Origin of the sequence: Mesorhizobium sp. M1E.F.Ca.ET.041.01.1.1 (assembly GCF_003997355.1) — a bacterium.
Lineage (GTDB): Bacteria > Pseudomonadota > Alphaproteobacteria > Rhizobiales > Rhizobiaceae > Mesorhizobium.
In genome coordinates this window covers 1-4,289 of sequence record NZ_RZSL01000521.1, presented here as the reverse complement: position 1 = coordinate 4,289, position 4,289 = coordinate 1, and the positions used below count along the sequence as shown (strand labels likewise).

Annotated in this window: 7 protein-coding genes and 1 pseudogene; 2 read left to right on the top strand and 6 right to left on the bottom strand. The window is 64.3% G+C overall.

Features of this window, described 5'->3' with window-relative positions; all coding sequences use genetic code 11:
- Nucleotides 1-425, top strand: a pseudogene (locus EOA38_RS39400) (hypothetical protein); the annotation flags it as partial.
- An 82-nt stretch (nt 426-507) separates the two neighbouring features.
- On the opposite strand, the gene EOA38_RS29280 reads toward EOA38_RS39400, so the two are convergent.
- The 4 genes from EOA38_RS29280 to EOA38_RS29265 form a co-directional block, all read right to left on the bottom strand.
- The gene (locus tag EOA38_RS29280) at nt 508-726 is read right to left on the bottom strand and encodes a hypothetical protein (protein ID WP_126094531.1); all 219 of its coding nucleotides are present in this window, start codon (nt 724-726) and stop codon (nt 508-510) included.
- Nucleotides 723-1,244: a hypothetical protein gene (locus EOA38_RS29275; RefSeq protein WP_126094530.1), complete on the bottom strand. Its 522-nt coding sequence runs from the start codon at nt 1,242-1,244 to the stop codon at nt 723-725. Before EOA38_RS29275 ends, EOA38_RS29280 begins: the two co-directional genes overlap by 4 nt.
- 215 nt (nt 1,245-1,459) lie before the next feature.
- Complete coding sequence (locus EOA38_RS29270) at nt 1,460-1,975, bottom strand: ferritin-like domain-containing protein (protein ID WP_126094529.1); 516 nt, start codon at nt 1,973-1,975, stop codon at nt 1,460-1,462.
- Between the two features lie 80 nt (nt 1,976-2,055).
- Nucleotides 2,056-2,142: a KGG domain-containing protein gene (locus tag EOA38_RS29265; RefSeq protein WP_126095953.1), complete on the bottom strand. Its 87-nt coding sequence runs from the start codon at nt 2,140-2,142 to the stop codon at nt 2,056-2,058.
- Nucleotides 2,143-2,688: 546 nt separating this feature from the next.
- On the opposite strand from EOA38_RS29265, the gene EOA38_RS29260 reads away from it, so the two are divergent.
- The gene (locus tag EOA38_RS29260; protein WP_126094528.1) at nt 2,689-2,922 is read left to right on the top strand and encodes a hypothetical protein; all 234 of its coding nucleotides are present in this window, start codon (nt 2,689-2,691) and stop codon (nt 2,920-2,922) included.
- On the opposite strand, the gene EOA38_RS29255 is transcribed toward EOA38_RS29260, so the two are convergent.
- Both EOA38_RS29255 and EOA38_RS29250 read right to left on the bottom strand, forming a co-directional pair.
- On the bottom strand, nt 2,900-3,811 hold the full coding sequence (locus tag EOA38_RS29255; protein ID WP_126094527.1) for an alpha/beta hydrolase: 912 nt from the start codon (nt 3,809-3,811) through the stop codon (nt 2,900-2,902). The genes EOA38_RS29260 and EOA38_RS29255 overlap by 23 nt on opposite strands.
- Before the next feature lie 70 nt (nt 3,812-3,881).
- Entirely contained in the window at nt 3,882-4,184 is a 303-nt protein-coding gene (locus EOA38_RS29250) for a DUF982 domain-containing protein (protein WP_126094526.1), read from the bottom strand.
- Nucleotides 4,185-4,289 lie beyond the last annotated feature (105 nt).

Sequence of the window (4,289 nt, the reverse complement as noted above, 5' to 3'; positions counted from 1 at the left end):
ACATCAACCGCCCCCCCGCCGATCTCGGCTCCGGCGCGCCGCTCATGGCCGAAATTTCCCAATCCATGTTCAGCCTGGACGGCCTCAACGTCACGGCGACAAAGGTCCGGCTGATGGAGCGCGCGGGCAAGGAGTTCGGCCTCGACCAGGGCGACTACGAATCCGTGATCTCCTATGGCACGGCCGTCAAGAACGCGGTCGAGGCGCTGAAGCGGCAATCCCCGTCCGCGATCGCAGAGATCGAAAGGCAGCTTGGCCTGGATCAGCTTGGCGTTTCGCTCGATACGCTGGTCAATTCAATCGCCGATCCGCAAAGCAGCGACGGCGACAGGTTGGACGCTGCGCTGGAGAGGGAAGCTGGCAAGCAAGGCGAGGGGAAATCTGCTTCCATCCAGCCAGACGAGATCGGTCTTTACGGTGGCTGAGGGCGCGTGCCGATCTCCCCTCATCAAGGGGGGAGATTACATCCGCTCAGTGACTCACCTCTCATTCGACGTCGGGCCGAACTCAGCCCTCCGCCTTCATGGTTCGCGCGATCTCAAGCAGCTTGTCGCGATCATGCCCATGCTCGCGGATCAGCTCGCGCGCCTGCTTGGGCGAGAGATCGGTGTTTTCGGCCAGGAACCGCACGTCCGGATCGTCGCCGCCCTTGGTCGGCAACCGGCTGGGTGACGGCGCATGACCGGCGCCCGGGCGGTTCGGGATCTTGCCGTTAGGCTGGTTCATCGTAAAACTCCCGTTGTTGCCGCTCCAGCCCGCCGTCCCGATGACCTGCCGCGTGCCTGCTTCTTGCGGCGCAGCACCTCATCGGTTCCGACGATGTGCTTCGACCCGCCGGTGATAGCGGTCGAGACGACCGCCGGCGGATCGCTCGCCGGGAAACTGTCCTCCAGACCGGACTGCAACTGTTCCTCCAGCGTCTCCGGAATCTCCGAGCGCCCTTGCGTGCGGCGGTCGTCGATCTCCTCCAGATCGCTCTTCGTGTCGGGATGGCTGCGCACATTCCTCATCGTCGACACAATCAGCTCGATCGCGAATTCACGCATGGCGTCGGCATGTGGCGCGGCGATATCCGTTTCCTCGACAAGCCTGATCAGCGACGTCTCCATCTCGCCCAGTTCTTTCAGGCCCTGACAGCGGGCCAGCCGTTGCGACAGCGCGTTGATGAGGGCGGGAGCAAAGGTCGAGTAGGCTTGCACGCGTGTCTCGTCGACGCGTTCGGGATGAAGGGTCTGCAGCGACATCGGAGCCTCCACTGGTTGTCCCGCCGATAGCGGCCGCCTTGCTGGACGGCCGCTTCTAGGCAACTGCGGGAGGCGCGACTGGTTCCATCAGGGAGAGAATGGCTGATGCGGCTATGTCCCTCGCCCCGGCACGGATCGGCGCCAGCATGCGGTCCCGACTGCGAGCCAAGACCGCACGACCGCATCAGGTCCTTGGCATGCGAATGACAGCCACGTCAGGCGGCCGCCCGCAAGGCCCGTTCGTTGGCGCCGCTTTCGCCGAGCTTGGTCAACGCCTCGTCGGTAGCGGCTTCTTCCTTGAGCGTCTCACGCAGCAGCGGCAACGCGTCGGCCAGGCCGAGTTGCTCCGCCCAGGCAATCAGCGTGCCGTAGCGCGCTATCTCATAGTGCTCGACCGCCTGGGCGGCGCCGACAAGGCCGGCATCGAGGGCAGGTTCCTCCTCATACTCCTCGAGAATCTCCGCGCCTTCTTCGAGAATGCCGTCGATCGCCGGGCAGGTCTTGCCCCTGGCGGCCTTGCCGATGAGTTCGAAGACCTGTTCGAGACGGTCGACCTGGCCTTCCGTCTCCAGGCGATGCTTCTCGAACGCCGCGCTCAGTTCCTCGGACTGTGCCGCCTTTGCAAGCTTGGGCAATGTCTTCAGGATTTTCTTTTCCGCGTAATATATGTCTTTCAGGCCGTCTACGAAAAGGCTTTCAAGGCCGTTCGCCGCCCCGGATTTCTTCGCCATTGTTGCGCTCCATCGATTTGAATGACACGTCGATTTTGAAAAAGGGAAAGCGCCCGCGTCAGCGGGCACCGGTTCGAGATTTAGGACTGGCCGCCCGTGCGGCCTGCTTCGGAAGCCCGTTCGCGGTCTTCGGCAAAACTGCCGCTGCCGCCTCTGTGCTGACCCATGTTGCGGTTTTCAGCTTGCTGCTGCCCGCTGCCGCGACGCCGATCCTGGTCGCGGTTCTTATGGCTCTGCTGGCCGGCCTTCACATGCTGTTCGTGGCGTCCACCTCGATTGGGCATATCTGAACTCCATCTTGTCCCGGATGGTCTTGGTGTGAATTCAAGGGAGGTTTGACTTCCTTGAATAGGAAGAACCGGCGCCCGCGGCGGCCGTTCCGCGCGAAATATTTTGTGAATAGCGCGGCGGCGATCGTCGACCCGCCGGTCGGAAATGGGAATGAGCAGCGAGCCGCCCGCTCGCTGCTTGCAGGCCATGGTCCGAGCAGTTCCTACGACCGAGGTCCGAGGAGCCCGAGCATTAGGCCCGGCAGAGCAACCAAAGCATGCGTTTCGAGTTATTGGGCGGTCGTCGATGGACCCCCCTCCGTCGTCGGCTTTTGGGTGCCCGCCGTTTCCGCGCAAACGGCGGGCACCCGATACCGTCGGAACCCAACAAGAATCATCGTAACAAGGAAGCCGCGTTGCCGGTTTCGAAAGTGAGACGACGTTTTGCCCCTTATTTCTGCCAAGCCCGCGCTGCGGAACGCTGAAAGCCGCCCCGCAAACGACAATCATTTCTCCGTGCTCGCCGACACCTCGATCCTCGACCTCATCCAGGACGATGAAGACGCCGCCGACATTGCCAGGCGCGCCGTGCGGCTTGGCAACGCCGTGGTTATCGCCATGGCGCTCTGCCTGATCGCCGCGCCGGCGATTTATCTCACCCTGGTCTACGGGCTTTAGGCGGCAGCAGAAAATCGCTGAGCATGGCGGCTGTCTCGTCAGGCAGTTCCTCGGGAAAGAAATGACCGCCGGGCATTGCGCCGCCCTGCACATCATGGGCCCAGCGCCGCCACAGCTCCAGCGGGCCGCCTTCGGCTGCATACCACTCGGCGAGCGCGCCATGCTCGCTCCAGAGCGTCAGGACCGGGCAAGCAATGCGCCGGGCGACCGACCGGTCGGCATGATCATGCTCGCGGTCGAGCGTCGCCGCCGCCCGATATTCCTCACAGATGGCATGGATATGCATCGGATCGTGCAAGGCCTTGACGTAAGCCTGCCTCACGGCAGCCGGGAACACGTCAGGCGAGGAGCCCCAGCCGCCCAGCGCATTGTCGACGATCGCATCCGCGGCCGCCGCCATGATCGTCTCCGGCAGCGGCTCCGGTTGCGCCAGCAGCGACCAGGGCCAATAGCCGAGCGCCAGCCGGGCGTCGGCCCGGTCCCAGGCATCGGCGGTGGGTATGATGTCGAGCACGGCTAGCTTTTCGATACGATCGGGGCAGTCCAGCGCCAGGCGATAAGCCACACGCCCGCCGCGATCGTGGCCGGCAACCATGAAGCGGGCAAAGCCGAGCTTCGTCATCAGCGCCGCGACGTCGGCGGCCATGGCGCGCTTGGCGTAAGGCGCATGGACCGGATCGGATGGCGGGCAGGAGCTTCTCCCGTAGCCGCGCAGGTCGGCGCAGACGACGCTGAACCGGTCGGCGAGCTTCGGCGCCACGTCGCGCCACATCAGATGCGTTTCGGGGAAGCCATGCAGCAGGAGCAGCGCCGGTCCGCTGCCGGCGCGGCGAATGAAAATCCGTGCTCCGTCCGTGTCGACCTCGGCGATTTCAAACCCTTCGAACATGTTTTACCTTCCCGGTGTCGGAACGGCTCAGGTCGGGTATGGTTGCTGCGGCCACTGGAAGGTGAGCGCGTCAGTCCGGCGGGCTCTTGCCGTCGCGTGACCATAGCGCGTCGAGCATCGAGAGCGCCGCGCTAGGGTCGGCCGACCTCAGGAGGCCTTGCTGGGCGGCAGCCTTCTTGAAGGCGGCGAAGGCAACAGCCGGGCGGCAGATGCCTGCCATGGCGTCGTCGACCAGCCGCGCCGCCGCGAGGTAGTCCGGCGCCTTCTTGTCCTTCCATTCTCCGCCAAGCGCCTTTTTTGCGCCGGCGATCGAGGAAACCACCATCGTGCCGCCGCTGACGAAGCGGATGGTAAGCGGCAAAAATCGGCTCATGGCCCGTCACCACCCGATCCATTCGCGTGTGCGCCAGGCGAGGCCGACGAAGGGCGCCGCAGTCAACACCGCCGCCGCAATGAAGAGAGGATTGTTCGCCCAAAT